Below are 12,888 nucleotides of genomic sequence, written 5' to 3'. Positions count from 1 at the left end.
TATGTTTAATTACAACAAAATCATTACCATTACAAGAAATAATGATCAAAAACACCCATTTTCAAAAACACTCATGCCCAAAACACTCATGCCAATATAACGCACGATTCCTTTATAAAAAATTCCATCATTTTTTAAAGAAAGCTCTAAAGATTCGTTGCTTTTAGGGATGAGAGTGGCTTTTTTAGGCGTGTTATAAAAAATGCACGCAACGATAAAAACCGCCGCCATGCCTGTCCCGCAAGCTAGCGTGAAATCTTCAACCCCTCTTTCATAAGTTTGTAAAAAAATCGTCTCTTTATTTTCTATAAAAGCGATGTTAATATTAGCGTTAAACTCATGCCTTAAAGCCCTTAATTCTAGCGTGTCAAGCGAATTTAATAACCCTTTATTTTTCACAAATCCCACTAAATGCGGCACGCCTGTATCTATAAGGTAGAAAGTGGGGATACTTGCTAAAACGCTGTCATTGGTAAAAAATTTTTTGCATTTTAAAACGGGTATGGTATCTAGGATTTTGTAGTTACCGAGATTGCTCTCTATGGTATTTGGCTCTTCTATGCGGATAGAAATCTCTCTTTGTCCGGCTAAAAAAACATGGTTTTTAGGGGCTATAGCATGTTGGTAAGCAAACAACCCCACGCAACGGCTCGCATTCCCGCACATGCCAGCTTGAGAGCCGTCTGAATTGTAAAAATCCCATTCATAGTCATAATCCTTACTCGGTAAGACGACTACAAGCCCATCAGCGCCAAAACCCTCATGCCTGTGGCACACCTGTTTGGCTAAATTGGAAAAATCTTTTTTTTTGAAGCTTTGAATGATTAAAAAATCATTCCCGCTCCCTGAATATTTGTAAAACACCATTAATGCAAGCCTTTTTGATTCTAATGATAAATTATTAAGAGATTTTATCCTTAAAAAGGGCGTTTTTTAGCTAACATTTTATAACTTTTGGTTTAGTTTGATGGGGATGATTTCATGAAAGCTCAGTATTTTTTTTGGATTCTTTTTTTGATTGGTTTTTATTGGATGATCTATTTGTATCAAGATTTTTTAATGGATGCACTGATCGCTGGGCTTTTGTGCGTGGGGCTTTTTCAAGTGAAAGTTTTTTTAGATAAGCGTTTTTTCAATGTTGTCAGTTCGTTTTTATGCGTTTTGGTTTTAGCGAGCGTTTTGATCGTGCCGTTGTATTTTATTGTTTATAAAAGTTCTAATATCATTTTTGAAATCAATTTTGAAAAATTTTCAGCCCTAATCAAATGGCTTAAAGGGATAATCACCGAGAATTTATCGCATTTTCCTGCCATTCATGATGGAGTGAGCAAGTTTTTAGAAAATTTTAGCGCCGCTTCCATCACGGGTTATTTGTTGAAAATAAGCAGCTATGTGGGAAGATACAGCTTGAAACTCATTACAGACGCCTTGTTTATCTTAGGGCTGTTGTTTTTCTTTTTTTATTACGGGGAGAGATTTTATCGTTATTTTTTAGGGGTCTTGCCTCTTGGAATGAATCAAAGCAAAAAGATTTTTGAAGAAGTGGCTGGGATTTTACGCATCGTGCTTTTAACTTCCCTCATCACGGTTATTTTAGAGGGCGTGGCGTTTGGGGTGATGATCGTGTGGTTTGGGCATGACGGCTGGTCTTTAGGGATTTTATACGGCCTAGCGTCTTTGGTGCCGGCTGTTGGGGGGGCTTTGATTTGGATCCCTATAGCGATTTATGAGCTTTATCATGGGAATGTGAATGAAGCGATTTTTATCGCTTTGTATTCCATTTTATTGATTAGCGTGCTGATTGATAGCGTGATCAAGCCAATTTTAATCGTTTTCATCAAAAAGAGAATCTTTAAAACCACCCTTAAAATCAATGAAATGCTGATTTTCTTTTCCATGATCGCTGGGATTTCACAATTTGGTTTTTGGGGGATTATTGTAGGGCCTACTATCACGGCGTTTTTTATTGCGTTATTGCGATTGTATGAAAATTACTTTATCCAAAACGATCAAAAAGCATGCGAATGATATAAGGGCTCACAACGAAATTTTTAAAAATGATATATAAGAGTGAGAAATAACCATTCTTATGAAGAATTTTCAAACACCTCATTCAATGCGAACGCAAATTTAAACCCATATCTTATAGATAGATGCAAATTTTATTTTTTATAACGAATGAGAGGGTAGGAGCAGTTTTTGCATAAAAGTTCTAACGCTTCGCCCTTTAAAAAATGGGTTTTGATGGCCATAGCTTTTTGACTCTTTAAAACATCTTTTAAGGGCGTATGGTTTAAATCGCCAAGGCTGATATGAGCTTGCGTGTCCATGCAGCACGGCACGACAACGCCATTAGATAAAATAGCGATTTGCTTGATCAAGCCGTAACAATAGGGGATTTTTGATTTCTGGTTTAAAGGGTTTGGGGCGTTCAAATTCGGCCATTTAAAGGTCTTTTGGATATTCAAAAAACTTTTTTTAAACAAACGAACGCGGCCTTGCGATTTTAAACCCTCTAAAGAAACGCATTCAAAGCTTTCTAAAAAAGGCTTGATCAAATTCTGGTGTTTGTCAAGGGTGCTGTCTTGAATGCGTAAATTCAAAAACACTTCGCTATTTTTTTCAAATTTATAGCGGCAAAATTCTAAAATTTTTTGGATATAGCGGTGCTGGTTGAGTTTGTTGTGATGGTCTAGCCCTGCGTCTAAAGAAATAGAGATTTGATAGATTGCATCTTGTAAAAGCACCTCAAAATCGTGCAAATACACCCCACTAGTAACCAAATCCACTTTCAAAGAAAAGCGTTTAGCGGTGCTTAAATAGCGGTTTAAATTTTTGAGCTTGCAAGGATCGCCTAAGACATGCAAGGTGATAATAGGGGTTAGGGGGGCCACTTCTTTACAAACTTTTTCAAATAATTCTAAAGGCATCACGCCTCTGATATTTTTAGGGTTAGGGCAAAAACTGCATTGCAACCCGCAAATATCGCTTAATTCTATATAGATTTTTTTAAAAAGTTTCTTGTTGGGTGTCAATTCTTATGAGAAATTAGTAATAAGACAGACTAGACATTGAAGCGAAAATGCAACACATCGCCATCTTGAACGATATAATCCTTACCTTCAATGCGTAACGCTCCCTTTTCTTTCGCTCCGGCTTCGCCCTTATAAGCGATAAAATCATCATAACTGATGGTTTCAGCTCTGATAAAGCCTTTTTCAAAATCCTTATGGATCACCCCAGCAGCCATAGGCGCGCTAGAGCCTTTTTTAATCGTCCATGATCGCACTTCCTTGACTCCAGCGGTAAAATAATTGATCAAGCCTAATTCCTTAAAACTCAAACGAATGGTTTTTTCTAGCCCGCTTTCTTCTACGCCCAAACTTTGCAAAAATTCTTTGACTTCATCTCCACTCATAGAAACCATTTCTTCTTCCAATTTAGCGCACAAGGCGACAAACTCGCTCTTTTGATCTTTGGCATAATTTTGGACTTTTTTAGCATGCTCATTGAGAGCGTTTAAATCTTCTTCGCCCACATTAGCGGCATAGATCATTTTTTTATGAGATAAAAAACGCAATTCCTTGTCCAACTCCAAAAAAGCCTCGCTTGTATTCAAGGGGAAAGTTTTCGCCGGTTTTAATTCTTCTAAATGCGTTTTTAAATTCAAAGCGCATTCTAAAAGATTTTTAGCGTCTTTTGAGCTTTTTAGGGCTTTTTGCAAGCGATCGATCCTTTTGTCTAAAGTGGCAATGTCCGCCAAAATCAACTCCAATTCAATGGTCTCTATATCATTCAAAGGATCAATCTTGTCGTTCACATGCGTGATATTGTCATCTTCAAAACAGCGCACCACTTGCAAGATCACTTCGCATTCCTTGATATTGGCTAAAAATTGATTGCCCAAACCCTCGCCTTTGCTCGCTCCCTTAATCAACCCAGCAATATCCACAAACTCCACCACAGAATGCAAAATGCGTTCAGGCTTTACGATTTGAGCCAATGCATTAAGGCGTTTGTCCGGCACATTCACAATGGCTTTATTAGGCTCAATGGTGCAAAAAGGGTAGTTCGCACTCTCTGCGTTTTGGGTTTTAGTGAGCGCGTTAAAGGTGCTGGATTTGCCCACATTAGGCAAACCCACAATGCCTACAGACAAGCCCATTTCAAGCCTTTTTCAAAAGCTCTTCTACAAAAGCTGTGCATGCCCTCACGCCAGCCCCACTCGCTCCAAAACTATTCACATCCCATTCTTTTTCCACATAAGCAGGACCTGCAATGTCAATGTGCAACCATTTGTCTTTAAATTCATCTCTGATAAATTCATTCAAAAACAAGCCCGCTGTGATCGCGCCACCATAGCGTGAAGAAGAAATATTGCACACATCAGCGATTTTAGATTCAATCAATTTCTTCAAATGGCGGTTAAAGGGGAGTTTGGCTAATAACTCGCCAGATTCTAACCCTGAAGTTTCAAAGAGGTTTTTTAACTCTTCATTATGCCCCATGATCGCTGAAGTGAATTCGCCTAAGCCTACAACGCATGCCCCAGTAAGGGTCGCAAAATCCACGATCACATCAGGGCTTAAATCTTGAGCGTAGCTCAAACAATCCGCTAAAACCAAACGCCCTTCAGCGTCGGTATTACGCACTTCTATGCTCTTGCCTTCTTTAGAGATTAAAATATCATCTGGTTTATAAGCGGCTGGGCCTATCATGTTTTCTGTAGCCCCAATAATGCCATGCACTTCAGCTTCCACGCCTAGTTTGGCTAATGCGTTTAAAAGCCCGATCACCGCAGAGCCACCGCCTTTATCCGCTTTCATGGTAACCATGTAATCGGCCGGTTTCAAGCTCAACCCTCCGCAATCATAAGTCAAGCCCTTACCCACTAAAGCGATTTTTTTCTTCGCTTTTTTGGGTTTATAGACTAAATGGATCAAGCGAGGAGGATTGACGCTAAGAGAGGCTTTATTGACCGCTAAAAAGGCGTTCATTTTCTTTTCTTCTAAAAATTTTTCATCATGAACATGGATTTCTAAATGGTTTTCTTTAGCCACTTTTTGCGCCACTTCAGCCATATAAACCGGAGTGCCAATCATAGGGGGGGTATTGACTAGATCCCTAACGATATTCAAGCTTTCTGTCATGATTTCAGCGTATTTTAAAGCTTCTTTAGCACTCTTTTCTAAAGAATTCGCGCAAGTTTTTTCGCAAGGTTTGTGCAATTCTAAAGCGACAATGGCTTCTTTTAAAACGCTTTCTTTTTTGTTGGATTTAAAAGTGTCGTATTCATACAAGCCCAATTTTAAGCCCAAAAACAACGCTTTCAAATTTTCTAAAAGTGCATTATCTTTAGAATGCGTCCCGCAAGTATAAACGCCCGCTTTAACGCTTTTAAAAGCGAGTTTTTTAAGGGTGCGAACGGCTAAACACGCACTCTCTCTCAATAAATGCACATCATCTTCTTTAACGCCCACATACAGGATTTTATTTTCTTGGTCTAAAAATACGCCTTCGCCTTCGTATTTAAAGGTTTCTAGCAATTCTTTATTTTTGACCCAAGCGTGGCTAAAATCCTTATTGACAATAAAAACTAAACTGCATTCAGCTTTTGCGTTTTCAAAAGTGGTTTTTTCTAATTTGATTTTTAACATAAAGTCTCCTTTTTTAATTTCATATCTTTCAAGAATTGTATTGCACTCTAGCGGTTTTTCTTACTATAGTATTGGAAATACCACAGCACTAACGCCAAGAAAGATACTAATAGTAATATTAGCGCATAAGGGTGTTTTTTAAGCCACCCTAACGCATGCAATAATTCTTCTCCTAAATACCACGCTAGAATAATAGTAATGCTCGCCCACACCATCGCGCTAATAAGGTTGATGATAGCGAATTTTAAAGCGCTATAGCGCGTGAGGCCTATGCTAATGGGAATGATGGTGCGCATGCCATACATGTAGCGTTGGATAAAAATGATAAACCAGCCGTGTTTTTGCAACAATAAATGGGCTAGGGCGAGTTTTCGGCGTTGTTTTTCTAGCTTTTTTTGGATGTAAGCTTTATTGGTGCGCCCGATGTAAAAATAGATCTGATCCCCCACAAAACCCCCAATCCCTGCGACTAAAATGGCTAACCCTAAATGCATATGACCGGTATAGCTGGCAATCCCTGCTAAAATTAACCCAATTTCGCCTTCTAAAATACTCCACCCAAATAAAATGAGATACCCCCAAGTCGCTGCATGCTGATTCCATAAGTCAATGATGTATTCTTCCAAAATTCACCCTTATTCTAGCACTCTAACAAACAAAAGGTTTTCACGCGTTCTTCTAAAAGTTGGACACCCGGTAATTCTTTTAACCCTATCAAAAAGCATGCTTCTATGCATTCAGCTTGTAGGGCTTTGATAAGCTCAAGGCTCGCTAAAGCTGTGCCTCCAGTGGCTAATAAATCATCAATCAACACCACCCTTACCCCCTTAATTCCCCTAAAAGCGTCGGAGTGGATTTCTATGCTATCGCTCCCGTATTCTAAACTATAGCTTTGAGATAAGGTGTGTGCGGGGAGTTTGCCTTTTTTCCTCACAGGCACAAAACCCACCCCAAGCGCATAAGCGAGAGCAGAGCCTAAAATAAACCCTCTCGCTTCAATGCCCACGATAAAGTCTATATTGAGAGCGAGATAGCGTTTTTTGAGCGCGTCAATGAGTTTGTTAAAGAGTTTAGGGTAGTTGAGTAGCGTGGTAATGTCTTTGAATAAAATCCCTTTTTTAGGGTAGTCTTTCACTTCTCTGATGCTTTGTAAAAGTTCTTCTTTGAGCGTTTCATTCATTTTGATTTCCTTTAATATAACGGATTGGTTGTAGAATTTTGGTTTATTATAGCGTTTTTAAAGGAGAGCTTCTATTTTTTGCTCCAATTCTTTAATGCGATTTTTATATTTATCCGATTCGCCTTTGTATTCAGAGTTGCGTTGTTTAAGGGCTTTTAGTTCTGTTTTTAACGAGCTCATTTCTTGGGTAAGAATATCAATATTGCCTAAAGCCCTTTGGAGTTGCAACTGGTGTTTTTGGATCAAAATTTCAGCTTCTTGTAAGGTGAGCTTCATGGATGCGTTGGTGCGTTCTTGCCGTTTAGCTACGGTTTTAAAAAAGAAAGTACGCACACCCATATAAAGGATAAAAACAATAGCGATAGTGAGAATAAACCATTGGGTAAACATTCTATTAAAATATCCTTTTAGCGAAACGATGTAATTATACTACATTAGGTTGATGATTTCAGCGATTCATCTAGCTTTTGGATGCGCAACACATGGCGGCCTTGTTCAAATTCTGTAGAGAAAAACGCTTCTAAAATGCTTTCTGTTACGCCAATACCGCTAATCTTTTCACCCAAGCACAAGACATTAGCGTTATTGTGCAAGCGAGTCATTTTAGCCATGTAAGCATCAAGGCACAAAGCGGCTCTAATACCCTTAAAGCGATTAGCACCCATGCTCATGCCTATCCCTGTGGCGCACACTAAAATGCCATAGCTTTGCGGATTTTCTAAGACCTTTTGGCACACTAATTTGGCGTAATCAGGGTAATCCACCCTCATAGTGGGTAAAAAAGCTTGGATTTTAAAATGCTTGTCTTCTAAAAAATGTTTAACAAATTCTGCAAGATGCAACCCTGCATGATCGCTTCCTATAAAAACTTGAGCAATATTCAAAGGCTTATTCATCAGCTCTCCTTGATAAAAGATTAAGAAAGGAGTAAGGAAAATAAAAATCTTGTGGGCGCATGGATAAAAAACTCCGATAAAGGGGGGATAAACAAAAAGACAAACACTACCAACATGCCGTAGCGTTCCATTTTAGAAAACCATTCCAATAAAAACGCGCTTTTAAAATGCAACGCTAAAAAGCCTAACGCTTTGGAGCCGTCTAAAGGCGGGATAGGGAGGCTATTGAAAACGCCTAAGACAAGATTATAAAGAATGCCTTGAATGAGAAAGGTTACTAAAGCGAGCTGATAAAGATTCAATTCATTGATATTTAAAGCGTTGATCCCTAGTTTTTGGAAGCTCCAATGCGTGATGGAAGCGAGCAGAACGGCTAGGGTGAAATTATAAGCCACCCCGGCTAAACTCACCACTACGCATGCCAAAGAGCCTTTTTGAGAGACAATGTAACGCATATCCACAGGCACGGGCTTAGCCCACCCAAACAAAAAAGGGGCTTGAAAAATGAGTAATAAAGCCGGTAAAAGCACCGAACCCATCATGTCTAAATGCCTGATAGGGTTTAAACTCAAACGCTTGGCGTCTTTGGTGCTCCTGTCCCCAAATAAAAACGCGCTCAAGCCATGCATGATCTCATGCCCTATGATAGCGATTAAAAGGGCTAGGATTTTCATTAAGGTGGTAATAAAACTTTCTAAAGAGGAATCAAAAAATTGCACAAAAAACCTTAACGCGTTGCTTTTTCTTTTTTAATGATTTTTTCTAAGCCTTCAACGCTTTTAAACATGCGTTCCCAACGCACCAAATAGCGTTTTTTGGGGTTATTTTCTGCATCCATTTCCAGGCTATTTTTTAAACTCAAACTGAAATAAACAAACCAAGGCGAACCCACGATGTTTTTATAAGCCACACTCCCCCAAAAGCGCGAGTCGCTAGAATTGTCTCTGTTATCGCCGATCATGAAAAATTCATCGTCATTGATTTTCTTATAAAACACCTTTTCGCCCTCCATTTGAATGAGTTGCATGCTGATATTAGCTTCTGCGCCTTGAGTGGCTAACTGCTCCATTAAGTGGAAGGTTTCATTGTCTTTTTGGTAATGGATACCCGGATGCTTATTTTTATAAGGGTTTAAAACAAAAATTTTACCCATAAATTCTTTTGTCATGGCGTTAGGGTAATGTTTAGCGATGTAATTTTTGTCCGTGCCGCTCTCAAAAGGGTGCAAATAAAACCCCTCATTAGTGAATAGCACCTCATCGCCCCCAATGGCAAAATTCCTTTTGACATAGTAAGATTTTTTTTCATGGGGAGGGATAAACACCACCACTTCGCCACGCTTAGGGCGATCCCCCTCTATCAAATGCCCGTTATTTTTAAAATCAGGCATAACAGGAAGCTCAATCCATGGGATTTTAGGAATGGGTATGCCGTAAGAAAACTTTTTGACAAAGAGCATGTCGCCCTCATAGAGCGTGCCTACCATAGAGCGAGAGGGAATGATGAAGGCTTGTGCGACAAAAAAGATAACCAACAGCACGATAATAATCGTCCCCACCCAACTGGAGCAAAATGCATAAACAGAGCGTAAAAATTTCATTAAAATCCCTTCCTTTGTTGTTTTTCAAAAGCGATTAGAGTGTTTTCTAAAAGCGAGACAATCGTCATAGGCCCCACGCCTTTAGGCACAGGGGTGATAAAACCGGCGACTTTTTGCGCGTTGTTAAAATCCACATCGCCCACGATACGCCCATCATTCAAATGGTTGATCCCAATATCCACCACTACAGCCCCTTTTTTTAACATGCTCGCTTTAATCAAATCAGGTTTACCCACGCCCACGCAGACAATATCAGCGTTTTGGGTGTAAAAACTAATGTCTTTAGTCAAAATATGGCACACGCTCACGCTAGCCCCAGCGTTTAGCATGAGCATGCTTAAAGGTTTGCCAATGATATTGCTCGCCCCAATAACCGCCACATCCTTGCCCTTGATTTCAATGTGATAATGCTCTAAAAGACGCATCACGCCCATAGGGGTAGCTGGCAGAAACGATTCTTTTTGGGTGCAGAGCTTGCCGATATTAAGGGGGTGGAAACCATCCACATCTTTACTTGGGTCAATGGCTTCTAAAATCATTTTAGTATCAATGTGTCTGGGCAAAGGGAGCTGGACTAAAACGCCTGAAATGTTTTGATCGGTATTGTAATCTTTAATCAAGGACAGCAATTCGGCTTCAGTAATATTTTCTTGGAGGGTTTTTAAATCAAAATCCATGCCCACCCTTTCGCACGCTTTGATCTTCATATTAACATAAGTGATACTAGCGGGATCTTTCCCCACTAAAATCACGGCTAGTTTGGGGCGTTTATGCGTTTGCGCGGTTATTGTTTGGATTTTATTTTTCAAATCTTTTTCTATATTATAAGCTAGCGCTTGCCCGTCTAATAAAACAACGCCCCTATTTGGCATGCCCATTTATCCTTTATATAATTAAAATCCTATTATTGTAGCAAAAATCATGCGTTTAAGGGAATTAAAAACTCCCTTTAGCTTGTCAATCTTTAAGATTAGCCCCATGATAGAGCAAATAATAACTAAGGGCTTTTAAGGATTCTAATTGCTGGTAAAACTTAGAAGCCTCTATTTTGTCGTTTTGTTTATCCTCTTGCTCTTTGTGGTTTTCGTTTAAATACCTTAACCCCACGCTTGGGTTATAAAAATAATCTTTAGTAGCGATTGCTTCATAGCCTAGCGCGTAATTGGGGTGGCTTGGAGGGTTTGTTGTGTTGTTAGAAAATAAAGGCTTCCCAAAACTCACGAATTGAAAGCCTTTAGGGGCGACTAATTCAATAATGCTAGGGGCGATGTCTAAATGCGAGCCGACTTGACTGATTTTTTCAGGCTTTAAAGTAGGGGCGAACAAAATAAGCGGCACGGATTTAATGGTATATAAATCGTTTTTAGCGTATTCATAGCTCCTGTCAAAATGATCCCCTGTGATGATAAAAAGCGAGTTAGGGAATTTTTGGCTGGCTTTTTTGATGAAATTGACGATTACTTTGTCATACCAGTAAATATGCCCTAAAGAATTAGCGTCTGGTAGATTTTCTGATTTGGGGGTTTTTTCCACAAATTGTTGGATTTTCTCTAAAGGCACGCCAAAGGCTTTGAGATTCACGTTTTTGATCGCGTGGTTGCTTAAAGTCATGACCATGCTGAAAGTTTTTTCATGGGGGTTGGTGTTTTCTAAAATATAGTCAAATAAAATATTATCATGCACTCCCCAGTTGCTCTCTATGGGTTTGGGGTAGGGCTTGTTTTGGGCAAATTCTAAGAGATGGTTATTGAAATAAAGGGCATGAAAACCTTGTTTTTTGGTGAAACTAGTGAGTTTGTTCCAAATCCCACTGCCTCCATAATAAAAGTTGTTTTTATACCCTAAAGTTTTTGTGATATTGCCAATCGCCATAGGAAAGCTAGGGAGGATCACCCCTGAATTGACTAAGTTATTATCATTGATATAAGGCAAGCCTGTGATTTGGACATCCAGGCTTTTAACGGTCCGTGGGGCGCCTTCAATAAAAGCAGAAAGCATGTAAGCATGTTCTTTTTTAACCAAGTCTTGTAAAGCGCTCGTTAGCCCTATGGAATCAAATTTTTTATCAAAATGCCATGAACTCAGGGACTCTGAAACGATATAGAAAACATGTTGAATGGTTTGATTGGAATTGTTGTGGCTTGTTTGAGTTAGCAATTCATAGAGGTTGTTTTGGGGGTTTTCTTTAAGATGGAAATAATTTTTCGCCACTTCTAAAGGCGTTTCTTTAGCAAAATCGCTGAATTTAAGGTTATGGCTTTGTCTGTAATTGCGCGCTAAAAGATAAAGGTTACGAAACGCTCCGGGGGTAATTTTCATTAAAAAAGGATCTTTGGCTGGCTCTATGCTGAGATCTAAAGACGCGCCAACAAAGCTCAATTGCGCGTTAATGTAAAACATTTGCGTGAGGGAAAAAAGCGCAAATAAAATGAAAGTTTTAAGGGGTTTGGTGTGGGTGGCTTGATAAACATTTTTGGGTTTAAAAAGGGCGTTTTGGAGTTTGAAATAGATAAAAGAAATTAAAACGCTAAGGATCACAAAGAGTGAAAAACTAGAAAAAATAGGGTATTCCCCACTCATTTTTAAAATCGTGAGCGTGTCTTCATGCAAAAATTCTAATAAATTTTCATCAAACACATTCCCATAAATGCCATAATAAACAATGTTTGCAATGTTTAAAAACAGGATAATAGCGATAGAAAAATACGCCACAATATTAAGCATTCTGGTTTGGTGTTTGGGGGCCAATAACCCTAATAACCCGATGAGGATAAAAAGAATCGCTAAGCTTGAGACCACACGATTATCGTATCTGGCTCCATTGAATAGGGTTTTGATGATTTCATCAAAAATAGGGTTTTTTAAAGCATGCTTATAATAGCCAGTATAAAGGATAAAGCCGATACGATTAAACACAAACAACAAACTCATAAAAAAGGTGAAATAAAAACCTTTTAAAAAGAGCGAAAAAAGGGCATAGGATAGGGATTTCATAAGCGTTAATACAACCTTTTTTTAACAAGATATAAAGTCTTAAAAAAGACAAAAAGAAGCAAGGGGAAATCCAATAAAGAATCTAAGATTTGAAAATTAGAATGCATCAAAAGCGAACTGGATAACGCTACTAAAGCGATCACGCCTAATAAGGGGCTACTCAAAAACAAACTGCCGCAAAAAAGCGCGCTAAAAATCAGAGAAGCCATGAAATGATGGTAGATTGAAAAAGGCAAAAACCCTAAAACATCTGTCAAAAGCAACAGATTGAAAAACAGCATGACGCTATAAGATTGCAAGGTTTCTAAAGGGGTTTTTTTGAGTATGCGACAAGAAAAGAGCGCATAAGCAAGGATCAAAAGACAGCTAAAGGGGCTTAAGGGGGCTGTAAAACTGCTTAAAAAGGCGTTGAGCGATAGAGAGTCTTTCAAAGCGATATTGCTTAAAATCACGCTTATTAAAGAGAGTGAAAACCTCAAACCCAATGGCTTATTTTTGAAAAAAAAGAAAATTAAAAAAAGCCATATAAAACTCAGCGTGTAAGAAGAAGATATAAACATG

14 protein-coding genes are annotated in these 12,888 nt (G+C 38.8%); 1 reads left to right on the top strand and 13 read right to left on the bottom strand.

All coding sequences use genetic code 11. The annotated features are described in order from the left end of the window. Positions 1-45 precede the first annotated feature (45 nt). Entirely contained in the window at positions 46-867 is an 822-nt protein-coding gene (gene dapF, locus QT74_RS01995) for a diaminopimelate epimerase (RefSeq protein ID WP_033764258.1), read from the bottom strand. Positions 868-981: 114 nt separating this feature from the next. Here dapF and QT74_RS01990 point away from each other — a divergent pair, with 114 nt between their 5' ends. Beyond that, positions 982-2,028, top strand: coding sequence for an AI-2E family transporter (locus QT74_RS01990; protein WP_033764256.1), 1,047 nt, complete (start codon positions 982-984; stop codon positions 2,026-2,028). A gap of 134 nt (positions 2,029-2,162) precedes the next feature. On the opposite strand, the gene QT74_RS01985 is transcribed toward QT74_RS01990, so the two are convergent. The 12 genes from QT74_RS01985 to QT74_RS01930 form a co-directional block, all read right to left on the bottom strand. After that, positions 2,163-3,035, bottom strand: a complete 873-nt coding sequence (locus tag QT74_RS01985) for a radical SAM/SPASM domain-containing protein (protein ID WP_033764254.1) — start codon at positions 3,033-3,035, stop codon at positions 2,163-2,165. A gap of 29 nt (positions 3,036-3,064) precedes the next feature. Then, on the bottom strand, positions 3,065-4,165 hold the full coding sequence (ychF, locus tag QT74_RS01980; RefSeq protein WP_033764251.1) for a redox-regulated ATPase YchF: 1,101 nt from the start codon (positions 4,163-4,165) through the stop codon (positions 3,065-3,067). Between the two features lies 1 nt (position 4,166). After that, positions 4,167-5,657 carry a leucyl aminopeptidase gene (locus QT74_RS01975; protein ID WP_033764249.1) on the bottom strand — a complete coding sequence of 497 codons (1,491 nt, stop codon included), beginning with the start codon at positions 5,655-5,657 and terminating at the stop codon, positions 4,167-4,169. A 47-nt stretch (positions 5,658-5,704) separates the two neighbouring features. Beyond that, positions 5,705-6,283: a DedA family protein gene (locus QT74_RS01970; RefSeq protein WP_000393406.1), complete on the bottom strand. Its 579-nt coding sequence runs from the start codon at positions 6,281-6,283 to the stop codon at positions 5,705-5,707. 14 nt (positions 6,284-6,297) lie between these two features. Then, on the bottom strand, positions 6,298-6,837 hold the full coding sequence (gene apt, locus QT74_RS01965; protein WP_033764247.1) for an adenine phosphoribosyltransferase: 540 nt from the start codon (positions 6,835-6,837) through the stop codon (positions 6,298-6,300). A gap of 57 nt (positions 6,838-6,894) precedes the next feature. Then, positions 6,895-7,227, bottom strand: a complete 333-nt coding sequence (locus QT74_RS01960) for a hypothetical protein (protein WP_000495094.1) — start codon at positions 7,225-7,227, stop codon at positions 6,895-6,897. Between the two features lie 44 nt (positions 7,228-7,271). Next, positions 7,272-7,733 (bottom strand): ribose 5-phosphate isomerase B, encoded by a 462-nt coding sequence (rpiB, locus tag QT74_RS01955; RefSeq protein WP_033764245.1) that lies wholly within the window; start codon positions 7,731-7,733, stop codon positions 7,272-7,274. A gap of 20 nt (positions 7,734-7,753) precedes the next feature. Further along, positions 7,754-8,452 carry a site-2 protease family protein gene (locus QT74_RS01950; protein ID WP_033764243.1) on the bottom strand — a complete coding sequence of 233 codons (699 nt, stop codon included), beginning with the start codon at positions 8,450-8,452 and terminating at the stop codon, positions 7,754-7,756. Between the two features lie 8 nt (positions 8,453-8,460). Next, positions 8,461-9,333 carry a signal peptidase I gene (lepB, locus tag QT74_RS01945; RefSeq protein WP_033764240.1) on the bottom strand — a complete coding sequence of 291 codons (873 nt, stop codon included), beginning with the start codon at positions 9,331-9,333 and terminating at the stop codon, positions 8,461-8,463. Continuing rightward, entirely contained in the window at positions 9,333-10,205 is an 873-nt protein-coding gene (folD, locus tag QT74_RS01940; protein WP_195742334.1) for a bifunctional methylenetetrahydrofolate dehydrogenase/methenyltetrahydrofolate cyclohydrolase FolD, read from the bottom strand. The genes lepB and folD overlap by 1 nt, the downstream gene beginning before the upstream one ends. Positions 10,206-10,290: 85 nt before the next feature. Then, positions 10,291-12,327, bottom strand: a complete 2,037-nt coding sequence (locus QT74_RS01935; RefSeq protein ID WP_033764234.1) for an LTA synthase family protein — start codon at positions 12,325-12,327, stop codon at positions 10,291-10,293. 5 nt (positions 12,328-12,332) lie between these two features. Beyond that, positions 12,333-12,887 (bottom strand): 3-deoxy-d-manno-octulosonic acid hydrolase subunit 1, encoded by a 555-nt coding sequence (locus QT74_RS01930; RefSeq protein WP_033764232.1) that lies wholly within the window; start codon positions 12,885-12,887, stop codon positions 12,333-12,335. Position 12,888 lies beyond the last annotated feature (1 nt).

Source organism: Helicobacter pylori SA213A (assembly GCF_000476275.1).
Taxonomy (GTDB): Bacteria; Campylobacterota; Campylobacteria; order Campylobacterales; family Helicobacteraceae; genus Helicobacter; species Helicobacter pylori_CL.
This window is presented reverse-complemented; position numbering and strand designations above follow the sequence as displayed.

Coding starts and splice junctions, on each gene's coding strand:
- dapF (WP_033764258.1), bottom strand. CDS start 867: ATGGTGTTTTACAAATATTCAGGGAGCGGGAATGATTTTTTAATCATT.
- QT74_RS01990 (WP_033764256.1), top strand. CDS start 982: ATGAAAGCTCAGTATTTTTTTTGGATTCTTTTTTTGATTGGTTTTTAT.
- ychF (WP_033764251.1), bottom strand. CDS start 4,165: ATGGGCTTGTCTGTAGGCATTGTGGGTTTGCCTAATGTGGGCAAATCC.
- QT74_RS01975 (WP_033764249.1), bottom strand. CDS start 5,657: ATGTTAAAAATCAAATTAGAAAAAACCACTTTTGAAAACGCAAAAGCT.
- apt (WP_033764247.1), bottom strand. CDS start 6,837: ATGAATGAAACGCTCAAAGAAGAACTTTTACAAAGCATCAGAGAAGTG.
- QT74_RS01960 (WP_000495094.1), bottom strand. CDS start 7,227: ATGTTTACCCAATGGTTTATTCTCACTATCGCTATTGTTTTTATCCTT.
- rpiB (WP_033764245.1), bottom strand. CDS start 7,733: ATGAATAAGCCTTTGAATATTGCTCAAGTTTTTATAGGAAGCGATCAT.
- lepB (WP_033764240.1), bottom strand. CDS start 9,333: ATGAAATTTTTACGCTCTGTTTATGCATTTTGCTCCAGTTGGGTGGGG.
- folD (WP_195742334.1), bottom strand. CDS start 10,205: ATGCCAAATAGGGGCGTTGTTTTATTAGACGGGCAAGCGCTAGCTTAT.
- QT74_RS01935 (WP_033764234.1), bottom strand. CDS start 12,327: ATGAAATCCCTATCCTATGCCCTTTTTTCGCTCTTTTTAAAAGGTTTT.
- QT74_RS01930 (WP_033764232.1), bottom strand. CDS start 12,887: ATGTTTATATCTTCTTCTTACACGCTGAGTTTTATATGGCTTTTTTTA.